The organism is Bacillus sp. LR_5, assembly GCF_042709275.1.
The window spans coordinates 1-20,828 of sequence record NZ_JAVAXX010000020.1 but is presented as its reverse complement, the minus strand read 5'-3'; the positions used below and the strand labels follow the sequence as shown (position 1 = coordinate 20,828).

The 20,828-nt window shown below is 44.7% G+C and carries 27 protein-coding genes; 2 read left to right on the top strand and 25 right to left on the bottom strand.

The genetic code is table 11. From position 1 onward, the window contains the following. Positions 1-39: 39 nt before the first annotated feature. The 23 genes from RAC86_RS06960 to RAC86_RS06850 form a co-directional block, all read right to left on the bottom strand. The gene (locus tag RAC86_RS06960) at positions 40-885 is read right to left on the bottom strand and encodes a TlyA family RNA methyltransferase (protein WP_072566534.1); all 846 of its coding nucleotides are present in this window, start codon (positions 883-885) and stop codon (positions 40-42) included. After that, positions 882-2,783, bottom strand: coding sequence for a 1-deoxy-D-xylulose-5-phosphate synthase (dxs, locus tag RAC86_RS06955; protein WP_072182048.1), 1,902 nt, complete (start codon positions 2,781-2,783; stop codon positions 882-884). The genes RAC86_RS06960 and dxs overlap by 4 nt, the downstream gene beginning before the upstream one ends. 180 nt (positions 2,784-2,963) lie before the next feature. After that, entirely contained in the window at positions 2,964-3,854 is an 891-nt protein-coding gene (locus RAC86_RS06950; protein ID WP_072182049.1) for a polyprenyl synthetase family protein, read from the bottom strand. Next, positions 3,844-4,098, bottom strand: a complete 255-nt coding sequence (locus tag RAC86_RS06945; protein WP_003226409.1) for an exodeoxyribonuclease VII small subunit — start codon at positions 4,096-4,098, stop codon at positions 3,844-3,846. The genes RAC86_RS06950 and RAC86_RS06945 overlap by 11 nt, the downstream gene beginning before the upstream one ends. Continuing rightward, positions 4,095-5,441 carry an exodeoxyribonuclease VII large subunit gene (gene xseA, locus RAC86_RS06940; protein WP_072566535.1) on the bottom strand — a complete coding sequence of 449 codons (1,347 nt, stop codon included), beginning with the start codon at positions 5,439-5,441 and terminating at the stop codon, positions 4,095-4,097. The genes RAC86_RS06945 and xseA overlap by 4 nt, the downstream gene beginning before the upstream one ends. 137 nt (positions 5,442-5,578) lie before the next feature. Beyond that, positions 5,579-6,430: a bifunctional methylenetetrahydrofolate dehydrogenase/methenyltetrahydrofolate cyclohydrolase FolD gene (gene folD / locus RAC86_RS06935; protein ID WP_072566536.1), complete on the bottom strand. Its 852-nt coding sequence runs from the start codon at positions 6,428-6,430 to the stop codon at positions 5,579-5,581. A gap of 11 nt (positions 6,431-6,441) precedes the next feature. Further along, the gene (gene nusB, locus RAC86_RS06930; RefSeq protein WP_014114366.1) at positions 6,442-6,837 is read right to left on the bottom strand and encodes a transcription antitermination factor NusB; all 396 of its coding nucleotides are present in this window, start codon (positions 6,835-6,837) and stop codon (positions 6,442-6,444) included. Positions 6,838-7,101: 264 nt separating this feature from the next. Next, entirely contained in the window at positions 7,102-7,509 is a 408-nt protein-coding gene (gene yqhY / locus RAC86_RS06925) for a fatty acid biosynthesis protein YqhY (RefSeq protein ID WP_003236896.1), read from the bottom strand. Positions 7,510-7,529: 20 nt separating this feature from the next. Then, positions 7,530-8,882, bottom strand: coding sequence for an acetyl-CoA carboxylase biotin carboxylase subunit (accC, locus tag RAC86_RS06920; protein ID WP_014114367.1), 1,353 nt, complete (start codon positions 8,880-8,882; stop codon positions 7,530-7,532). A gap of 11 nt (positions 8,883-8,893) precedes the next feature. Beyond that, positions 8,894-9,376 (bottom strand): acetyl-CoA carboxylase biotin carboxyl carrier protein, encoded by a 483-nt coding sequence (gene accB, locus RAC86_RS06915; protein ID WP_014114368.1) that lies wholly within the window; start codon positions 9,374-9,376, stop codon positions 8,894-8,896. 156 nt (positions 9,377-9,532) lie between these two features. After that, entirely contained in the window at positions 9,533-10,189 is a 657-nt protein-coding gene (gene spoIIIAH / locus RAC86_RS06910; protein ID WP_014114369.1) for a stage III sporulation ratchet engulfment protein SpoIIIAH, read from the bottom strand. Then, on the bottom strand, positions 10,190-10,879 hold the full coding sequence (spoIIIAG, locus tag RAC86_RS06905) for a stage III sporulation protein AG (RefSeq protein WP_014114370.1): 690 nt from the start codon (positions 10,877-10,879) through the stop codon (positions 10,190-10,192). Beyond that, on the bottom strand, positions 10,872-11,492 hold the full coding sequence (spoIIIAF, locus tag RAC86_RS06900; RefSeq protein ID WP_014114371.1) for a stage III sporulation protein AF: 621 nt from the start codon (positions 11,490-11,492) through the stop codon (positions 10,872-10,874). Before spoIIIAF ends, spoIIIAG begins: the two co-directional genes overlap by 8 nt. A gap of 13 nt (positions 11,493-11,505) precedes the next feature. Continuing rightward, positions 11,506-12,705, bottom strand: a complete 1,200-nt coding sequence (gene spoIIIAE / locus RAC86_RS06895) for a stage III sporulation protein AE (protein WP_014114372.1) — start codon at positions 12,703-12,705, stop codon at positions 11,506-11,508. Between the two features lie 18 nt (positions 12,706-12,723). Beyond that, positions 12,724-13,125, bottom strand: a complete 402-nt coding sequence (gene spoIIIAD, locus RAC86_RS06890; protein WP_003230228.1) for a stage III sporulation protein AD — start codon at positions 13,123-13,125, stop codon at positions 12,724-12,726. Positions 13,126-13,131: 6 nt separating this feature from the next. Beyond that, entirely contained in the window at positions 13,132-13,338 is a 207-nt protein-coding gene (gene spoIIIAC, locus RAC86_RS06885; RefSeq protein ID WP_003153142.1) for a stage III sporulation protein AC, read from the bottom strand. Between the two features lie 22 nt (positions 13,339-13,360). Continuing rightward, positions 13,361-13,876, bottom strand: a complete 516-nt coding sequence (gene spoIIIAB / locus RAC86_RS06880) for a stage III sporulation protein SpoIIIAB (protein ID WP_003226383.1) — start codon at positions 13,874-13,876, stop codon at positions 13,361-13,363. Then, entirely contained in the window at positions 13,870-14,793 is a 924-nt protein-coding gene (spoIIIAA, locus tag RAC86_RS06875) for a stage III sporulation protein AA (protein WP_072566537.1), read from the bottom strand. Before spoIIIAA ends, spoIIIAB begins: the two co-directional genes overlap by 7 nt. A gap of 75 nt (positions 14,794-14,868) precedes the next feature. Next, positions 14,869-15,150, bottom strand: coding sequence for a YqhV family protein (locus RAC86_RS06870; RefSeq protein WP_003226379.1), 282 nt, complete (start codon positions 15,148-15,150; stop codon positions 14,869-14,871). A gap of 143 nt (positions 15,151-15,293) precedes the next feature. Next, positions 15,294-15,851, bottom strand: coding sequence for an elongation factor P (gene efp, locus RAC86_RS06865; RefSeq protein WP_003226377.1), 558 nt, complete (start codon positions 15,849-15,851; stop codon positions 15,294-15,296). A gap of 24 nt (positions 15,852-15,875) precedes the next feature. Continuing rightward, positions 15,876-16,937, bottom strand: a complete 1,062-nt coding sequence (gene papA, locus RAC86_RS06860) for an aminopeptidase PapA (RefSeq protein WP_014114376.1) — start codon at positions 16,935-16,937, stop codon at positions 15,876-15,878. A 2-nt stretch (positions 16,938-16,939) separates the two neighbouring features. Next, on the bottom strand, positions 16,940-17,380 hold the full coding sequence (aroQ, locus tag RAC86_RS06855) for a type II 3-dehydroquinate dehydratase (RefSeq protein ID WP_014114377.1): 441 nt from the start codon (positions 17,378-17,380) through the stop codon (positions 16,940-16,942). A gap of 87 nt (positions 17,381-17,467) precedes the next feature. After that, positions 17,468-18,004 (bottom strand): YqhR family membrane protein, encoded by a 537-nt coding sequence (locus RAC86_RS06850; protein ID WP_014114378.1) that lies wholly within the window; start codon positions 18,002-18,004, stop codon positions 17,468-17,470. A 225-nt stretch (positions 18,005-18,229) separates the two neighbouring features. On the opposite strand from RAC86_RS06850, the gene RAC86_RS06845 reads away from it, so the two are divergent. Together RAC86_RS06845 and RAC86_RS06840 are read left to right on the top strand one after the other, a co-directional pair. After that, positions 18,230-19,186: a DUF1385 domain-containing protein gene (locus RAC86_RS06845; protein ID WP_061186885.1), complete on the top strand. Its 957-nt coding sequence runs from the start codon at positions 18,230-18,232 to the stop codon at positions 19,184-19,186. 39 nt (positions 19,187-19,225) lie between these two features. Beyond that, positions 19,226-19,621 carry an SA1362 family protein gene (locus RAC86_RS06840; protein ID WP_014114380.1) on the top strand — a complete coding sequence of 132 codons (396 nt, stop codon included), beginning with the start codon at positions 19,226-19,228 and terminating at the stop codon, positions 19,619-19,621. On the opposite strand, the gene RAC86_RS06835 is transcribed toward RAC86_RS06840, so the two are convergent. Together RAC86_RS06835 and RAC86_RS06830 are read right to left on the bottom strand one after the other, a co-directional pair. Next, complete coding sequence (locus tag RAC86_RS06835) at positions 19,618-20,493, bottom strand: patatin-like phospholipase family protein (protein ID WP_014114381.1); 876 nt, start codon at positions 20,491-20,493, stop codon at positions 19,618-19,620. The genes RAC86_RS06840 and RAC86_RS06835 overlap by 4 nt on opposite strands. Positions 20,494-20,617: 124 nt before the next feature. Next, on the bottom strand, positions 20,618-20,828 hold a 211-nt coding region (locus RAC86_RS06830), incomplete at its 5' end, for an iron dependent repressor, metal binding and dimerization domain protein (RefSeq protein WP_377885448.1).

Sequence of the window (20,828 nt, the reverse complement as noted above, 5' to 3'; positions counted from 1 at the left end):
TTGTACATGAATGCAGAAAAAAGGAATAATAGCGCCCTATTATTCCGGTACATCTGCTTTTTTTTCTTTTAACGTCTTATGTGCCTCTTCTACAACGCGGATGATCTCTTCTTCCGGCAGCTCTTGTCCTTCCTGTCCCTCTCCCGGCCAATGCAAATGAAGGAGAAATTCAATATTTCCGTCTCCTCCCGTAATTGGAGAAAATGACAGGCCTTTGCAAATATAGCCTTCAGCCGCAGAGAAACTATTCATTCGCTTGAGAACATCCACATGCACTTTAGGATCTCTGACAATCCCTTTTTTGCCGACGGATTCCCGTCCCGCTTCAAACTGCGGCTTAACAAGAGCCATGCAGTCACTGCCCGGTACAAGCAATGTCTTGAGGACAGGCAGGATGAGCCGCAGTGAAATAAAGGACACATCAATTGTGGCAAACTCCGGCATGCCCTTTGTAAAGTCTGCCGGTGTCGCGTAACGGAAGTTTGTCCGTTCCATCACGACGACACGTTCATCCTGTCTGAGCTTCCACGCAAGCTGATTGTAGCCTACATCCACCGCGTATGACTGTTTAGCTCCGTTTTGCAGAGCGCAGTCCGTAAAGCCGCCGGTGGAGGAGCCAATATCAATCATGATTTTATCCTTAACTGAGACAGGAAACTCCTTCAGCGCTTTTTCAAGCTTTAAGCCGCCTCTGCTCACATATCTCAACGGGTTTCCTTTGACGGTTAACGGAAGGTCGCGGTCAATCTTTTCCCCAGGTTTGTCCAAGCGGTTTTCGTTTGAATAGACGATCCCTGCCATAATGGCTCTCTTGGCTTTTTCCCGCGTTTCCGCCAGCCCTCTTTCTACTAGTAATACATCTAATCGTTCTTTCTTTGACGTCATGATCCAATTCCTTTGTGTGTCTTTGGAGGCATCAGTAATCTAATACGGTTTGCCACCTGCTGTTTTGTTAGTCCAATCTCTTCAAGAAGCGCCGTTACGCTTCCGTGTTCGATAAACCGATCAGGGATACCCATTCTGTCGATCGGTGTAAGATATTCACCTTGATCATGAGCGAATTCTAAAATCGAGCTTCCGAAACCGCCTTCTAAGACCGCTTCTTCAATCGTTAAAATTGGCAAGCCTTCTTTTAGGATACCCTTCATCATCTTTTCATCAATCGGCTTAATAAAACGCGCATTTACAACGCGCACGGAGAGGCCTTCTTTTTGCAGCTCTTCAGCTGCTTCAAGCGCCATTTCGATTGTTGTTCCAAATGTTAAGATGACAGCATCATTCCCCGGACGCAGCACCTCCCACGTACCGATCGGAATCGTTTTCAGCTGTTCATCCATTTTTACGCCGAGTCCGTTTCCGCGCGGAAAACGCATCGCAATCGGGCCTTCGTCATAGCTGAGTGCTGTATGAACCATATGCTGTCCTTCATTTTCATCTTTCGGCATCATTAAGACGATGTTTGGAATGTGGCGCATAAACGCAATATCAAACACACCTTGATGTGTCTCACCGTCAGCACCTACGAGTCCTGCACGGTCAATTCCAATAAACACATTGGCGTTTTGGCGGCAAATGTCATGAACCACTTGATCATATGCCCTTTGCAGGAAGGTTGAATAAATCGCCAAAAACGGCTTCATCCCCTGCATTGCCATTGCTGCAGCCATCGTTGCGGCATGCTGTTCTGCGATTCCTACGTCGAACATTCGGTCAGGGAATTCCTTTGCGAAGCCTTCTAGCTTTGAGCCGACAGGCATAGCCGGCGTAATGGCTACAATGCGTCCGTCCTCGCGCGCCATTCGCTGCACAGTGCCGCTGACAAGGCCGCTCCATGAAGGAGCTGCTGCTTTCGGTTTTACAAAGTCACCGGTATTGATTTTATATGGTCCGGTACCGTGCCATGTTCCAATCGTATCGGTCTCAGCCGGTTTATACCCCTTCCCTTTTTTCGTGATGACATGCAGGAGAACAGGGCCTTTCGTTTTTTTGGCGTATTGAAGATTCTCAATCAGCTCATGATAAGAATGTCCGTCCACCGGGCCTAAATACGTAAAACCAAGCTCCTCAAAAAACATTCCGGAGACGAGCATATATTTCAGGCTGTCTTTGATCCGTTCCGCCGTGGCGGCAAGTTTGCCTCCAACTGCCGGAATCTTTTTAAACAAGTATTCGAGCTCATCTTTGACCCACTGGTACTTCCCGGCAGTGCGCAGCCTTCCGAGCATAGAATGAATGGCACCGACATTCGGTGCAATACTCATTTCATTATCATTTAGGATGACAATCATGTCTTTTTTCTCGTCGCCGATGTGGTTCAAGGCTTCAAGCGCCATTCCGCCGGTCAGCGCGCCATCACCAATAATCGGAATAATAAATTCATCCGTTCCTTTAATATCACGTGCAGCTGCCATTCCCATCGCGCCTGACAGAGAAGTTGAGCTGTGCCCGGTTTCCCAAACATCATGCTCGCTTTCACTCCGCTTTGGAAATCCGCAAAGCCCTTTGTATTGGCGAAGCGTCGCAAATTCTTTTCCGCGTCCTGTCAGCAGCTTATGGACATACGACTGGTGGCCTACATCCCACAAAAATTTGTCTTTTGGGCTGTTAAATTCCTTATGCAGCGCAACAGTAAGCTCTACGACACCTAAGTTTGGGCCGATGTGGCCGCCGGAAGCGGATAAAGTTGTAATTAAAAATTGACGGATTTCATCACTTAATTTCTCTAATTCATCAATGGACATGTTTTTTAAAAACGACGGGTCCTGTATTGATAAAAGATCCAAAGCGGATCAACTCACTTTCAGCATGAATTTCTGCAATGATACATGTCTTCTGCATGTCGAGCTGGACAACAGCCAGATCTCAGACATAAAAAAAGACAAACGCGCTTTTCCTTTTCATTTTTCATATAAACTGCTTACATTTTACCATATCTCGTGCAGCCGCTTCAAATTAGGATCGGTTTAGTGATCTCTTGCCGCAATTAAATCACAAAGCTCATATAAAAGGTCTTTTTGAAGAGAGAGTCCGCCGATCAAACGCTTCGCCTCTTTTATGTGAACATCCAATTTATGTTTGGCCCCTTCCAGTGAAAGAAGTGACGGGTAAGTCGATTTTTCGTTTGTTGTATCCGAGCCGACACGTTTGCCGATTTTCTCTTCACTGCCTTCTAAATCTAAAATATCGTCTCTGATTTGAAAACCGATTCCAATGTGGCTGCTGAAGGTACGCAGCGTTTCGATATCTTCCTCAGGCGCATCCGCCAAAATAGCACCGGCGATTACGCAAAAACCGAGGAGCTTGGCGGTTTTCCGTTCATGAATGGATTCGAGTTCTTCAAGCGTGACTTGGCGGTTTTCCGCTTCCATATCAGCTACTTGTCCCCCGACCATGCCTTCAGTGCCTGCCGCTGAAATCAGCTCATTCACAAGCCGAAGGCGCTTTTCTGCTGACACCTCGTCTGACACGTGGGAGGTGATCAGCTTAAAGCTTTCCGTCAGGAGCCCGTCACCCGCTAATACTGCTGTCGCTTCACCGAACACTTTATGGTTTGTCGGCTTCCCGCGGCGCAAATCGTCATCATCCATACAAGGAAGGTCATCATGAATCAATGAATACGTGTGAATCATTTCGACAGCACACCCGACCGGAATGCCGTCCTTTTCACTTTTCCCGTATGCGTTTAAAACGGCTAGTACAATGAGAGGACGCAGCCGCTTTCCGCCAGCCTCAAGGGAATACAGCATAGATTTTTTTAATGAGTCCGGCATATCGAGCTTTTCTGTATAGACAGAAAGCTGATTTTCAATCGTTTTTTTCCGCTCCGCCAGAAAGCTCGTTAATTTATTTGTCACCTTCGTCTTCCTCCTGAACACTGAAAGGTGCCAGTTCGCCGTCTTCTTTTAAAATGAAGTCCATTTGTTTTTCGACTTTTTGCAGCTTTTCGTGACACATTTTTGAAAGAGCCATGCCTTCTTGGAAATAGTTAATCGCTTGCTCTAAAGGCACATCACCCTCTTCAAGCTTTGACACAATGCTCTCAAGCCCTTTCATCGCTTCTTCAAATGTCATGTTTTCATTTTTTTTCACGTCTGTCATTTTTCTTCCCCTCTCTTTTCTAATACTTCACAGGTCAGCACGCCATCCTTCAGCTTGACCTCAAGCTGGTCCTTCTCTTCTATTTGACTGACACTTTTAATGAGTTCGTCTTCTTTATAAGCCAAGCTGTATCCTCTTTCCATCACTTGAAGAGGACTTAACGCATTCAGCTTGCCAAGAACAGTTTGAAATTGGGAATGCAGCTGCTTCATTTGGATATTCATATTTTTTCTCAGCTGATTTGTTTGTTCCTCATATCGTGTTCTCGCTTGCTTCAGCTGTTCATGTGGATGCAGCGCCTCTAATCTGTACGTTTCACGCTCCAGCTGTCTGTTTTTTCGATCTAAAAGAGCGGTAAGCTGTGCTTGAAACTGCTGATAGGCAAGGTCAAACTGCTGCTCTTTTTGCACATACAAACGCTTTGGAAAACGAAAGGCATACGAGGATTGCAGCGTTTGAATCCGTTCTTTTTTCTGACCGAGATGCTGCTGCATCGCTCTTGTCATTCTGACTTCCGCTGTTTTTGTCCGTTCGATTAAATCAGTGGTATGCGGTACGGCAATCTCAGCTGCTCCTGTCGGTGTCGCAGCTCTAATATCAGCGACAAAATCACTGATCGTAAAGTCGGTCTCATGCCCGACAGCCGATATAATCGGAATGTTAGAAGCAAAGATCGCACGTGCTACAATTTCTTCATTAAATGCCCACAGTTCTTCTATCGAACCGCCGCCTCTCCCGACAATTAATACGTCGCACATCTCTTTTTCATTTGCCTCTTCAATGCGGCTAACGATGGATCTGCTTGCATTTTCGCCTTGTACGAGCGCTGGAAGAACAATGACTTTTACAAGGGGATATCTTCTTTTGAGAGTTGTAATGACGTCTCTAACAGCGGCACCCGTCGGAGATGTCACAACCCCGATTGTGGCTGGAAATGCGGGGATTTGTTTTTTGTAGCGGTCGTCAAATAAACCTTCTCCGGCAAGCTTCTTTTTTAACTCTTCGTACGCTAAATAAAGTGCTCCGACCCCGTCAGGCTGCATTTCTTTGGCATATAATTGGTAGTTTCCGCTCGGTTCATATACGGAAATTCCGCCTCTGACCAGCACCTTCATGCCGTTTTCAGGTTTAAAAGGCAGACGCTCGCTCTGTCTCGCGAACATCACCGACTGCATTCTGGCGTTTTCGTCTTTCAATGTGAAATAAATGTGGCCTCTTGTGTGTATTTTTACATTCGATAATTCGCCTTTAATCCAAATATTTTCAAGGTGAGGATCTACATCGAATTTTCGTTTTATATACTTTGTCAGCGCTGAGACGGTAACAAACGCTGTTTCACCCATGTCTCAAACTCCTCTCATAAGCATTCCTGCACCATAACTAAAGAAAACCCGCCCTGGCTTTAGGAGCCTGAAGAAGCGGGTATCGTGCTCATATTCACGGCGGGCAAAACGCCCCGCCTGTGAATATCTCCAATTATCTATGATAACGTACGTTTCGCAGATTTAACAGTATTATGCGCAAGCATCGTGATGGTCATCGGACCTACTCCGCCCGGAACCGGCGTGATGAAGGATGCTTTTTCCTTTGCCCCTTCAAATTCAACATCTCCGCAAAGCTTTCCGCTTTCCAGACGGTTAACGCCTACGTCAATGACAACAGCGCCTTCTTTGATCTGGTCTGCACTGATGAAGTTGGCTCTGCCGACTGCGACCACCAGGATGTCCGCTTTTTTCGTATGTTCGGTCATATTTTCTGTTTTTGAATGACAGTAAGTAACTGTCGCGTTTTCATTTAATAAAAGCTGGCCGACAGGTTTGCCGACAATATTGCTTCGGCCGACTACAACAACCTCTTTACCGGAAAGGTCGATATTGGTTTTCTTCAAAAGCTCAACAATTCCGTGAGGCGTGCAAGGAAGAAACGTATCTTCGCCAAGCAGCATTTTCCCTACGTTTAACGGATGAAAACCGTCTACATCTTTATCAGGAGAGATACGTTCGATCACCGCTTTTTCAGAAATATGGTCTGGAAGCGGAAGCTGAACGAGAATGCCGTGAAACTCAGGGTCTTGATTGTATTGATCGATAATGGAAAGCAGTTCAGCTTCTGTGAGGCTGCTGTCAAATTGATCAAGCTTGAAATTCATTCCCATTGTTTCAGCCGCTTTTTTCTTTCCTCGCACGTAAGAGTGAGAAGCAGGATCATCTCCAATCAAAATAACCGCCAGTCCGGGGGTGACCCCTTGCTTTTTAAGCTCTTCTACCTCTTTTGCCAATTGTTCGCGTTTTTCTCTAGCCGTTTCTTTTCCGTCGATGATTGTTGCAGTCATTTTCTTTCCTCCTATGATTGGTCAATATCAGATTTAATGTTAGAAAGAACCCCGTTTACAAATTTTGTCGCTTTGTCATCACCAAACCGTTTTGCCAGCTCAATCGCTTCGTTCATGGAGACATTCACCGGAATGTCTTCGGCATATGCCATTTCGTAAGCTGCCAGACGCAAAATCGCGCGGTCAACATTGGCAATCCGATCAAGCTTCCAATTCACCAGATGCTTGGAGATCATTTCATCCAGCTGGACTTGATGTTCCAATACCCCGTGTACAAGCTGTTCAAAGAATGGATCTGTTTTTTCTTCATCCAGTGCGTGTTCTATGGCTTCATTCACTGCAATATCGCTGACATCAATTTGAAATAGTGCCTGCAAAGCTTTTTCTCTTGCTGTTCTTCTTTTCATTTTCTTTCTCCTTTGATCCTCTTTATCCGCTTGTCGTTAAGCCACAAAGAGATCATAACATATTTTTTTCGTATCCGCATATTGAAATCAAGGTTTTTTCACCCTATTACCGAATATTTTCATGTACCTTAATATGATCATTCGGATTTCACGATCATGAAGAAACTCGGCTGCCTTGAGCCGGCTTTCTTCATGCTTTGAAATAAAGGGTAACGTGTAAAAAAACCAAAGGGCCGCCCTCCCCTTGGTTTCGTGTTAAGCCATTTACATTTCTTCGTCGATTTGGACTTCCTGGGCTTTTGTGTCAAATTGAATGCCGACGATGTGAATATTGATTTCATTAATCGAAAGAGACGTCATATTTAATAAGGTTTGACGAATGTTTTCCTGAACGGACGCTGCAACTTTCGGAATCGAAACACCAAATGTAACGACACAGTATACATCGATCGTAATTCCATCATCCGCCAGATCGACTTTGACACCTTTGCCATGATTCACTTTACCGAAGCGTTCGACGACGCCTGTCGCAAAGTTTCCGCGCATTTCGGCAACACCGTCAACTTCTGAAGCTGCAATGCCGGCAATGACCTCAATGACTTCCGGGGCAATCTCAACCTTACCCAAATGCGTATCTTCTTGATCCATTTTAAGCAAGCTGTTGTCTTTCATTCAATTCACCTCCGTAAAAATTATGAGCCCATTACATCATATGTTTCTAAAAATTTCGTATTAAACTCTCCGCCAACAAATGTTTCGTGTTCAAGCAGTTTTAAGTGGAACGGGATTGTTGTCTCAATGCCTTCGATGACAAATTCGCTCAATGCGCGCTTCATGCGGGCAATCGCTTCATCTCTCGTTTTTCCGTATGTGATCACTTTTGCAATCATGCTGTCATAGTACGGAGGGATGGAGTAGCCCGGGTACGCAGCTGAATCGATACGGACACCAAGACCGCCAGGAGGCAGGTACATTTTAATTTCACCAGGTGACGGCATGAAATTTTTACTTGGATTTTCTGCGTTGATTCGGCATTCGATGGCCCAGCCTTCAAATTCAACATCTTCTTGCTTGAGGCTCAGTTCCATTCCTGATGCCACTTTGATTTGTTCCTTAATCAGGTCAGTTCCCGTCACCATTTCTGTGACTGGGTGCTCTACCTGAATTCTCGTGTTCATTTCCATGAAGTAATAGCGCTGTTCATTGTAGTCATATATAAATTCAACTGTTCCAGCACCTGTATAGCCAACCGCTTTTGCAGCCTTTACCGCTGCATCGCCCATCTGCTCCCTAATTTCTGAATCAAGCGCAGGAGATGGTGATTCTTCCAAAAGCTTTTGCAGGCGTCTTTGGATCGAGCAGTCGCGTTCCCCTAAATGGATGGTATTTCCGTAGTTATCGGCAAGCACTTGGATCTCAACATGACGAAAATCCTCTATGTATTTTTCGATGTAAACACCTGGATTTCCAAATGCAGTTGCAGCTTCCTGCTGGGTAATCTTAATGCCGTTAATCAGTTCCTCTTCGGTGCGGGCAACCCTGATTCCTTTTCCGCCTCCGCCTGCTGTGGCTTTTATAATTACAGGATACCCAATTTCATTAGCAAGTGAAACCGCTTCTTCCACATTTTCTATAATTCCTTGTGAACCCGGTACGATCGGCACGCCGGCCTGTTTCATCGTTTCCCGCGCAACGTCTTTTGTTCCCATTTTTGAAATGGCGTCAGCGCTCGGGCCGACAAATGTGACGTTAACTTCTTCACATAATTCCGCGAAATCAGCATTTTCAGCTAAAAACCCATATCCCGGGTGAATAGCATCCGTGCCTGTCAGCTTCGCAACACTCACAATATTTGTAACGTTTAAATAGCTGTCTTTTGATGCTTTCGGACCGATACAAAAAGCTTCATCGGCCATTTGAACATGAAGGGCATCTTTATCAGCTTCTGAATAAACAGCGACAGTCTCAATTCCGAGCTCTTTGCAGGCTCTGATGATTCTGACAGCAATTTCTCCTCGGTTGGCGATCAATAGCTTTTTAATCATGTTAAGTCTCCTTACTCTGCTTTTACAAGAAATAGAGGTTGTCCGTATTCGACCAGCTGGCCGTTTTCTACTAATACTTCAACGATTTCGCCTTTTACTTCCGCTTCGATTTCGTTGAAAAGCTTCATCGCTTCTACAATGCAGACAACTGTGTTTTCATTTACTTTTGAACCAGCCGTTACATACGGGCCAGCTTCCGGAGATGAAGATGCATAAAATGTTCCTACCATTGGTGAAGTGATTTTATGCAGATTCTCATCTTGCTTAGTTTCTTCTTGGGCAGGTGCCGGCGCTGCTTGCTGCGCTTGCGGCTGAACTGCCTGCGGAGCCTGTGCCTGTACAGGTGCTGCCGGCGCCTGCTGCATGACTTGAACAGTGCCTGCTTCATGTTTTTTCAGTTTTAAGGATACACCTTCATTTTCATATACGAATTCGTCAATTGTAGACTCGTCAATTGCTTTAATCAGCTCGTGGATTTCTTTAATATTTAACATTCAATCGCACTCCTATGTATGAAATTTCTTTTTTATAGGTTACTACTAAAAGTACATACTATGTTCATCTTACAGGAGCGGACTTTTGAATTCAACTCTAATATGATTGGCACGCCAAAAAGCCCGCTGTTTAAGCGGGCGTGTTTTTCCTCTTTTTTACTTGGATGGTTCAAATGTGACAGCGACGTCTTTCATTGTTTTGATTTCTTTTGCCACAAGGTCTATAATGGCTGTCGCCTTCGATTTGGAGTGTTTGTCTGATTTGACTGTAATGTTGATTTTATCTCCTTCAGCATTGACGAGCGCGTCTTCGTAGCCTTGTGTTTTAATAAGCGTTTCCAGCTGTTTTTCTGTTCCTTCCACTTCACTGAGAGCCGTCATTTTATCATATGCTTCGCTCTTTTCCTTTGCTGTTGCATCATCGCTTGACACAATGGCATTCAGTTCTTCTCTTTCTTTGCTTCTGGCATCTTCTAAATCAAGACGGTACGTCGTGAACAGATCATCATCGGCTGTTTCTGTTACAACAGTTCCTTTTTCACTAGCTTCAGCGGATGTCTCCTTGTCTGCTGATGAATCTTTTGTGCCCTTTGTTCCATCCTCTTTTTCTGTTTCAGTTTCTGTACCGTTTTTTTCCTTTGTGTCTTGCTTGGGAGGAGCTTTTTCAGTTGCGACCTCTCCACTGTCAGACGCGCTTTTTTCACTTTGCATTTGCACGGCATTTTTGCTTTCCGGCGACATGATATAGTAGACGCTTAACACCACGACAAGACTGAGCATTGTTAATAGCCAAACGGTTTGTTTTTTGAGCATTTATGAATCCTCCTTTATTTTTTTAGGGGCAACCGCAACCCGGTGGCTTGGAACATCCAGGACCCGTGTCACCGCTTCAATAATGGTTTGTTTTATTTGAACGTTGTCCACTCCTTGAGCAACAACGAGTACACCGCGTATATCAGGCTTTTTCGTTTGGACGACGACTGGTGTTTCCTTATCGCCGTTTTTGATCATGACGATTTCTTCTTCTGATGTCTGGTCTGTAACGCTTCTTGTTCCGCCTTCTTTGTCTGTTTCTTCAGTGGTTGTATTTTTGTTTGATTTGTTTTTTTCGTATACTTTCAGCGACGTTGCATCAACATTCACGACTACAGAGACATCGTCCACACCTATGATCGTTTCAAGAATTTCTTTCAGCTGATTTTCGTATTCTTTTTCATAATCATCGATCGAGTCCTTAGGTTCATCAGATTTTGAGGCTTTAAACACTTCGGCTGTTTTCTCTTTGCTGTCTTTGGTATCTTGTGATGATACTGGCGTTATCGTTTTGGCGTTTTCTGTTTTCTCAGGTGAAGAAAACAGCTGGCTGACAAGCATAAAGGAAACTCCGAGAACAAAAACGAACAGAAAGTAATGATATTTGGTCAGCTTCGGCTTTTCACCGTCCTTCGTTTGCCCCGGAAGAAACTGCTTTTTCAATACATTCCATAATCCGTTTTTATTCATTGCCGACACTCTCCCCGCCTTCCATATAAACCGTAATTTTCTCACTTCCGATTTCCCAAATGTCCGCGAGCTGTGACTGGATCTGTTTGGCTTCTTTTTGTTCGGCTGCTTCTTTCGTTACGTATGCATGATCTGTATCAATGTGGACCGGCGCGACCGTTTGGACCGTTTTTTCAGAAGACGGGGCCATATACACGCTGATTGTTTGAATATCCTCTTCTGAATCTACCTTTTCTCCTGCCGTGAGTTTGATGTTGCCTACTTTGTATTCATCATGACTGAATCTCTCCTCCGCTTTCTTTTTTAGTTGGACAGCCATTTCTTCTAAAATATATGCACGCTGGGAAGCTTGTATTTCTATTTTTTTTGAATTGATTTGATTTTTTATGTCGGCAGACTCTGACTGCCCGTTTTTTGTAAGATATTCAAAGATGACTGCAGGGTCTGTGTTGAAAAGCTTAAAAATCGGCGTGAGCATGACGACAATTAAGAGCAGGCTGACTACCATTTTTGCGTACTTTTGCATGCTAGAGCTTGGCAGCAGCATATCAATCACAATTGCAAATAGGATAAACAACACGATGGTGGTAAGCCATTCAGTTAAAAAACTCATCCGCCAGCCTCCTTTATTTCATCATCATCGTGAGGTTTCCGGCTGTGATTATGACGGTAAGGCTTAAAAAAAACATGAGAGACACAATGGCGAGAGCTGCAAAAATATAAATGACGCTTTTGCTGATGACATCGAGGCAGGTTATGACGGGCCCGCCTCCAAGCGGCTGAAGAATCGCGGCTGCCAGCTTATAAATAAAAGCGAGGGAAAGCACTTTGATTGCCGGAAAAGCCGCAATACAGATCAAAATAGCGACTCCGAGAATCCCTACTGTATTTTTCAGCAGTAAGGAAGCGCTGATCACTGTATCTGTCGCGTCTGTAAACATTCGGCCAAGCACAGGAATAAAGTTTCCGGTTATAAATTTAGCCGTCCTGAGCGTAATGCCGTCTGTCACTGCAGCTGAGGCTCCCTGAACAGAGATGACACCGAGAAAAATGGTGAGAAAGACGGCGAGCGCCCCGATGGCGATATTTCTGAGCAGGTTGGCCAGCTGCGTTACTTTATATTGTTCGGTCATTGTGCTGACAATGCTCAGAATCGCTGATAAGAAAATGAGCGGCATGACAATATTCTGAATCAAAAGACCGCTCGTGTTCATCAGAAAGAGGATAACAGGATGAAAGAAGGCTGCAGATACAGCTCCGCCTGAGGAAGCCAAAAGCGCTAAGAGGAGCGGAATGAGCGCCAGGATAAAGCTGGTCATCGTCTGAATGGCCTCTGTCGCATAATTGATTGCCACATGAAAACTGTTTAGCGCAAGGATAATCAGCACCATGTACACAATTGAGTAAGCGACCTTACTGACGGTGCTTTGTTGAAATGCATTTTGCAGAAGCTGCAGGATAACGCAAAATATCGTGAGCAAAATCAATGTGCCCAATAGCTTTCCGTTGGCAAGCACTTCATGAAACAAATAAGAAAAGAGAGCTTTCAGCCATTCTTGCGGTGAAAATGATTTATCGCCATTGATAAACTCAATTATGCTGCCTTTTTGACTTTCCGGCAGCAGTCCGCCGTACTCTGTCATAATGTCATTCCAAAATTCACTAATCTTGTCTGTTTCAAGCGAGGCCGCTGTCCTTTCCGCTAATTGCTCAGCCGTTTCAGCATGGTCTTCCGTTTGTTCGGCGTCACCGGCTGCTTGTACAATGTCTGCACGGCCTGCTATGATCAGCACGGCCAGAAGCAAAGCCCATTGAAAACGCTTCAATCTACCGCCTCCTTTCGGTTATGACATAGAAGGTATAAGTCCGAGAATCGTTTCGATAATGACGGTTAAAATAGGCACAGCCATAACGAGAATTAAAATTTTCCCCGCCAATTCTATTTTCGAGGCGATGGCCCCTTGTCCGGCATCTTTTGTGAGCTGCGCCCCGAATTCAGCAATATAGGCAATTCCGATAATCTTTAAAATGGTTTCAACATAGACCATGTTGACGTTTGCATTAATCGCGATTTTCTCTATCATTCGAATAATGTCGTAGATTTGGTCTACCAAATAAAGAAAAATGGCACATCCGGCAAACACGACGATTAAAAACGCAAAAGTCGGCTTTTGTTCTTTTACAATCAAAGAAAGGAAGGTGGCGATCAGCCCTAAACCTACAATTTGAACAATGTCAATCTGCAAGCCCCCCTATCCTTGGAATAAAAACACAGCTTTTATCTTTTTAAAAAGGTCATCTACAATCGTTGCGACCATAAATAAAATATAGATAAAACCTAACAGCGTCACCCACTGGGCGTATTCTTTTTTGCCCATCTGATCCAAAATCGTGTGTAAAAATGCAACCACGATTCCCACTCCGGCGATTTGAAATATGACATTCACGTCTACTCCCATTTTATTTTTGCTCCCCTCACGTTTACATCAATAGAAGAATGAGTAACAAGCCCGCTAAAAAGCCCAAACTTTTTATCATTTTTTCATTTTTCGCTTGTGCCTGCTCAGCATCCGCTTCCGAGGCTTCCAAATGTGTCAGCGCCAGCTTGATGTGCTTTTGCTGCGAGATTCGATCATGAATCCCGAGCGTCTCACCAAATTGCTTCAGCACTTCATATTCGCTTTTTTTCAAAGACATGGTGTCCCACACCTTCTTTAAGCTTTGCTCCCACGCCGTTTTCGCAGAATCACTTCCTTTGTCCAGCTGATCACTGAACGTGATAAAAAGAGCTGAAACAGGCTGTGCCAGCTGCTTGGCAATCTGCTGTGAAGCAATATGAAGCGGTGTATGGCCGTACATGATTTCAGCCTCGAGGGATTGGAGCGCCGCACGCAGCTGGCGGATTTGCCGCGGCCGTTCTGTGTAAATCTTCGCCATCTCAAAACCTGTCCATGTTGTCGCCACCACAATGAATACAGCACCCAGCAGCTTCAGCATGTCTTCACGCCCATCGTCCCAGACAACACATTTCCGTCTTTGTCATAAATTCGGCTTACTGTGCCCGGTCCCTTTGCTCTCGATAATTCCAAATAGCGGTCAAAGGCTCTTTCTTCCCACAAACGCTTCAATGAAGGACGCTTCATCAGGTCGGATAGGCTCCAGCCATGCGCCGAGACGATTACTGAAACACCTGCATGCAGCGCCTCAAGAAGTGCATCTGTATCTTCAATGCGCCCGATTTCATCGACAATGATCACCTCAGGGCTCATGGATCGAATCATCATCATCAGCCCCTCAGCCTTTGGACAGGCGTCTAATACGTCAATCCTCTGTCCAAATTGATGCTGCGGAATGCCGCGCAGGCATCCGGCAATTTCTGACCGTTCGTCGACGATTCCTGTCTTTACGGGCAACATATGGTTTTTGCCGGTGCTCGAGAGTCTCGCAAGATCCCGAAGAAGTGTTGTTTTACCGGTTTGCGGCGGACCGATAATCAGCGTATTCAGCCAGCTTTCTCGATATAAGAATGGAAACAGCGGCTCCGCAATCCCCAGCTTTTGCCGGGCAATTCGTATATTAAAAGATGTGATGTCACGGAGGCCTTTCACACCTCCGTTTTCCGTGATGACTCTGCCTGCCAGTCCGACTCTGTGACCGCCTCTGATCGTGACATACCCTTTCCTCAGCTCTTCTTCGAGCGTATACATACTATAGTTGCTGAGCCGGCTGAGGATCAGATGGGCATCCTCGACCGTGCCGGCATAGGACAAAAAAACAGGTTGTCCTTTTCGAATCAATTCAACAGGGCGGTTTACCCGAATTCTGACTTCTTCGATTTCCAGCCATTGTTGTTCCGGTATTTCAGAAAGGGCGTTTTTCAGGGATTCAGGGAGAACCTCAGCGATTTCATTCAACAGAGCCTCCTCCTTTCTACCGATTGGCTTCTTTAAAATGTATGATGTAAGGCAGACTTTATGACAAGCCTCTCTTTATTTATGAACACCCGCCAAAATCAAAACAACACCCGTAAAAATCAGAATCAGCTTTGCATACGACAGCTGTCCGGCAATTTGATAGATTCCAACAGTCATGGTGATGATAAAAATCAGCGGACCGACAATAGCGAGAATGCTGTTAACCACAACCGCCTTCCGGACATCATTTGTTACAAGCATGATAATCGCTGCCGTCAGTTCAATCATAGAGGATAATACTCGCAATCCGGCCATTGTTAAAACAGTAGAATTGATATTTCCAAGTAAAAATTTCATAGCACTCTCCCAACCTCCCATTTTTTTATAGGATATGCTCTAGCTTGCGGAAGTAGTCTTGTCATTTTCGTATAAAAGAAAGATTCTGTTTTTGGGCACAAAAAAAGCCTGCTCCCATTTGGGAACAGACTTCTTTTTTCTTTCTATGCTCTTGAAACGTAAGAACCGTCTGATGTATTGACAACAAGTGTGTCGCCTTCATTCACAAAGAACGGCACGTTTACAACAAGGCCTGTTTCAGTTTTCGCAGGTTTTGTACCGCCTGATGCTGTATCACCTTTAATGCCAGGTTCAGTTTCAACAACTTTCAGCTCAACTGTGTTTGGAAGTTCGATACCGAGCGTTTCATCTTGGTACATCATGATATGCACAGACATGTTTTCAAGCAGGTATTTTAATTCCTCTTCGATTTGAGTCGCGCTCAGTTCAAGCTGCTCATAAGAAGAAGTATCCATAAATACGTGCTGATCTCCGTTTGCATATAGGTATTGCATTGTTTTTGTTTCGATTTGCGCTTTCGCTACTTTTTCACCAGCGCGGAATGTTTTTTCCTGAATCGCGCCAGTGCGAAGGTTGCGGAGTTTAGAGCGGACAAACGCCGCGCCTTTACCAGGTTTTACGTGCTGGAAGTCAACGACGCGCCAAATGCCGCCATCTACTTCGATTGTTAATCCTGTACGGAAATCGTTAACTGAAATCATGTTTAATGTCCTCCTATATTCCAATCACAAAATAATAAGTTCTTTTGGGGAATGGGTGATTGTCCTGTTGCCGTTTTCTGTAATCACGATGTCATCTTCTATGCGGACACCGCCTGTTTCTGGTATGTAAATGCCCGGCTCCACTGTGACCACCATGCCCGGTTCAAGGATAGCTGAAGATCTGACGGACAATCCCGGCGATTCATGAACTTCCATGCCGAGCCCGTGCCCGGTTGAATGGCCGAAATATTCACCGTAGCCTTTTGCAGCAATGTGATCCCTTGTAAGGGCGTCAGCCTCTTTTCCTGTCATCCCCGGCTTAATATGTGCGACGCCAAACGCCTGAGCATCAAATACGACCTGATAAATCTCCTTCAATTGATCACTGGGCTGACCTACAGCGACCGTACGGGTAATATCAGAACAATATCCTTTATAATAAGCGCCGAAATCAAGCGTAACAAGGTCTCCACTTTCAATCAGTTTGTCACTGGCCACACCGTGCGGAAGGCTTGACCGAAGGCCCGAGGCGACAATCATATCAAAAGAAGAGCTGTCAGCTCCCTGGCTTCTCATATAAAACTCCAGCTCATTGGCAACAGCAATTTCAGAAATGCCGGGTTTCATAAACGTCAAGATATGTCTGAAGGCATCATCTGCAATCTTCGCAGCTTCCTCTAATATCTTAATCTCTTCACTAGACTTAATCAAGCGCAACTTTTCTACGGATTCAGCCACAGGCACTAATTCAGCCTCACTGATAACCGCGCTGTACGAGGCGTATGTGCCGTATGTCATGCTGTTCTGCTCAAAGCCGAGGCGCTTGATGCCGAACGCTTCAACCGTGTCGGCAGTGGTCTGAATCAAGCTGCCTCCATGTTCAATGATCTCAAAGCCCTTTACCTGAGCCTTTGCCTGCTCTGTATAGCGAAAATCAGTAATAAACGCTGCCCTGTCACCTGATATAACAGCCAAGCCCGCGGAACCTGTAAATCCGGTCATATAGCGTACATTTGTGCTGCTTGTTATCAGCATTCCGTCAATCCCCAGCTGTTCAAACAGGTTTCTTATTTTCTCTAGCTTCATCTTTATTCTCCCCCTTGCTGGCTTAATAAGTAGCGAACAGCAAGCTTGTAGCCTTCAGCTCCAAGACCGACAATCTGCCCTTTCGCAACCGGAGCGATAACCGACTGATGCCTGAATTCCTCCCTGGCGTATAAGTTTGATAAATGCACCTCAACCACAGGAAGACTGATGCTTGAAACAGCATCCCTGATCGCATAGCTGTAATGACTCAGGGCTCCAGGGTTCAGAACAATCCCGCCGTATTGCTCCTCAGCCTCGTGTATCGCATCTATCAAATCACCTTCGTGATTAGACTGAAAGAAAGTAAGCTGGATATGTAAGGCTTCTGCAAATTGAAAAAGATCTGTTTCAATATCGGTCAGTGTCTGGCGGCCGAATACCTCCGGTTCACGCTTCCCCAGCCGATTGACATTCGGCCCGTTCAAAATTAAAAAATGAGGCACATGAATCTCTCCTTTTCGCGAGGGTTTCTCATGTAAAAAATGTTCACTTCTCGTGAACATTTTATCATACTGCAAAAGGATAATACACTATTCTCTATGTGTTCCCAACGCACGTGCCAGCTTTTCCGAATTCAGCTCATTGTATTCAAATGAAATAGAATAACCAACAAACAGCCCGTAAAGCAAATAGATGCAAATGGTCGTAATAACTGTATCTGCTTTCAGTTCGGTCACCGCGCGAACATCAGGAAAAATCGGATTAAAAACAAAAAACACGATCAGCCAAAGCAGCAAGCCGTATAAAACCCCCGGCCACATTGTTTTTAAACGTTTCAATAGAAGATAATAAAGAAACGCTGCGCCAATTGAAAGAATTCCGATCAAAATAATGCTGATTACGGTTCCCAGTCCATGTTTTTTCCACTCCCCTAGCACAAATGGCTGCAAAATCATATTCGGACTGATTTCGGAAAAATGAAATAAATACGCTATATAAGCAATGAAACTCCATAATACGCCTCCGCAAAAACCTGTTGCCGCCACCCTTCCGGCCATCGGAACAGGCGGTCCTTGCTTCTCATTCAATTGTTGATCTTGTTCTGTATCTTTTTCGCTTGTCATCATGGCACCTCCAGTTAAAGTGTGCCCAAAAAATAAAATGTCAATAAAAAAGCTCACACTTTTTGGCAGCAGCGAGTAAAATTTGAAAATAACGGGTATAATGCATGTAGAAAAAGCAAGGCTATGACAATTTTTCAGCCTGTCAATCTAGAGGTTTAGCGCTGTTTCCTGTACAATAGAGTGAAAGGAAATGGTTAGCAATCCTAAAGAAATAGGCAGGTTGATAATATGTCAAAACATAAAATTCCGCCCGCTTACGGCGGGCAGGCAGTTGTGGAAGGCGTTATGTTTGGCGGAAAGCATCATTACGTTACGGCTATTAGAAGAACGGATGGAAGCATTGACTTCTTTAAGCTTCCCCGCAAACACAATCCGAAACTGAACATCGTGAAAAAGATACCGTTTTTACGGGGGATCGCGGCCATTATTGAAGCGAGCGCAAATGGCACAAAGCATTTGAATTTTTCAAGCGAACGTTACGGGCTCGATCCATCTGAAGACGAGACACTTGAGCAGGAAGAAAAAAAAGCCTCCGGGCTGTCTATGTATCTCAGCCTCGCGGTAATCGGCGTCTTATCATTTTTGTTCAGTAAATTCGTATTTACATTGGTTCCTGTTTTCTTAGCTGAACTGACAAGGCCGATTTTTTCATCGGACATCACTCAGATTGCGGTTGAAAGCCTGTTTAAATTGATTTTGCTGCTCGGTTACATTTATTTTTTGTCCATGACGCCGCTCATTAAAAGAGTGTTTCAATATCATGGAGCCGAACATAAAGTCATAAACTGTTATGAACAGAATTTGCCAATTACAGTGGAGAATGTTCAAAACCAGTCCCGGCTTCATTACCGCTGCGGATCAAGCTTTATTTTATTTACGATTATTGTCGGCATGTTTGTCTATTTGCTTGTTCCGACAGATCCGCTTTGGCTGCGTGTTATAGATCGTGTTGCACTGATACCGGTCGTACTCGGCATATCCTTTGAAGTTCTGCAGCTGACAAATAAAGTTCGTGATATTCCCGGACTGAAATTCCTTGGCTACCCGGGCCTCTGGCTTCAGCTGTTAACAACAAAAGAACCTAAGGATGACCAGGTTGAAGTTGCCATCGAAAGCTTTAACGAGCTTCTCAGACTCGAAGAAATGTCTGGACAAAATCAGAAGCCTTCTCACAACGTCATCTAGTATCCGTTGCCCTGCTATTACTTTCGGAGGTGGACAGTTATGAATCATCGTGTACAACCTATTATTGCTGTATTAATTGCGCTGGGAGCGTTCGGTTTCCTCTATATGTTGGTAACCACTCCCGGAGAAATGGCAAAAATGGCGGTAACCGTCATCGTGGCAGGTATCATTATTTATTTTATTGTGAAATATGTAATGAATCGAAATGCGGGCAGCGAAGGAGCAGCATTCAAAAAAGCGGCGAAACAATCACGGCGCCGGATGAAAGAACAAAAAGCAAAGCACCGCGCCGGACATAAGGGACGTGTCAGCCACCTGCGAAGCGTTCCGAGCGCCAGCAAGCCTAAGCCGATGATTCTCAAGAAAAAAAGCCAGACTCAACTGACTGTTATAGAAGGGAAAAAAAATAAAAAGAAAAACAGAGCGCTTTTTTAATAGGTCCACTGTTTTAAAAACTGCTCTGTCCGTCTTTTACCTAGCTCAATCAGGGCTAGTTTTTTTTGTTGTGTTAAATGAAAATCGGTCGCCATTACGTCGTCAACCGGCAGAAAAATGATGTTTTGTTCATAGCGTGACGCAATATGCCTTGCGTCATGTGCATCCTTCATCGTTTCAAACAGGGCGCCAAACAGTTCGAAAGCGTTGCGGATATTTTTTTTCGGACGCTCTCTTTCACGCGGCGCAAGCGTTACACCGATCACTGGGCGCTTTCTTTCCTTTGAAAACAGCCAGATTGGAAAATTGCTTAACACCCCTCCGTCAACTACCGTGGCGGTGCCTTTGTCCGTTTTTAATTTTATCGGTTCAAAGAAATACGGAATGCTGCAGCTCATTCTTACTGCTCTGGCAACAGGAAACATATCGGGATTTAACCCGTAACGGACCAAATCGTCCGGCAAAACAATCATGGTGCCGTTTGTCAGATCAGAAGCGATCAGTCGCAGAGACCCTTTCTGTAAATCACCGAAAACCCTTATGCCTTTCGCTCTTAACAGATCAGCAATCCATTTTTCTATCGTGTCGCCTTTGTATAAGCCGAGACGCCAGTAGATGGACACCCACTGGAGCATCTTTAAGGGGAGAAATGAGTATCGCTGGTCCAGCAATTTCTCTCCGTCCACTTCTTTAATCAAAGCGTGGATTTCCTTACTGGTGTAACCTGACGCAATGAAAGCGGCAATAATTGCGCCAGCGCTTGTACCCGCAACCCTTTTAAAGCGGAAGCCTTTTTCCTCAAGCACTTCATAAGCGCCTGCCAGCGCAATGCCTTTTACTCCTCCGCCGGAAAACACACCGTCAATATACATCTCATTCTCTCCCCCTTCATCCGATCGTTTACTATCATTTTAAGAAAACACGCGAAGAAATAGACCAACGAATGACGCGAGGCGCAGCGCATCAAAAAAGACGGCCTCCTTTGAGACCGCCTTTTTACTGATTATGATGTTCTGATTTCTTTTGGATTGATTTCAGATCTTTTTTACGGGCATCATCTTCTTCAAAGTATTGAACAAGATCCCCGATGCGATCAATGCTGTTCCAGCTTAAATGATGTTCGATTCCTTCAACATCGTTATATATTTTCTCTTCATCAACACCAATGATTCTTAAAAACTGCTCAAGCAATTCATGTCTGTATACT